1 pseudogene is annotated in these 263 nt (G+C 56.7%); it reads right to left on the bottom strand.

Going from position 1 to position 263, the window contains the following annotated elements:
- A pseudogene (locus tag HMPREF2675_RS10645) lies at positions 1-263 on the bottom strand (hypothetical protein); the annotation flags it as partial.

The following is a 263-nucleotide window of genomic DNA, read 5'->3' as shown; positions in this document are numbered from 1 at the left end:
CGGCCTGAGTGTTGATCCGCAGTTTCGGTGTCGATACCGGTGTGGATACGCGCTTCGGTTTCTTCAGCAGTCCTGCCGGTTCGGGCAAGTTGTCCCGCTTTGTCGGTGATGTGTATGTTGCGGGTGTTGATGCCGCTGCGGGTGGTGCTGTTTTTGCTGTCTCCGTCGCTGCCGTAGCCGATGGCGTTATTGTTGTTTTGACCTTTAGAAGCATCAGTCAAGCGGATTCCAGGGCCGGAATCGGCAGGACGGTTTTGCCCCAT

It is taken from the genome of Neisseria sp. HMSC061H08 (genome assembly GCF_001836795.1).
Taxonomy (GTDB): Bacteria; Pseudomonadota; Gammaproteobacteria; order Burkholderiales; family Neisseriaceae; genus Neisseria; species Neisseria subflava_A.
Note: the sequence above shows the minus strand (reverse complement) of the source record. Positions and strands in the feature narration are given on the sequence as shown.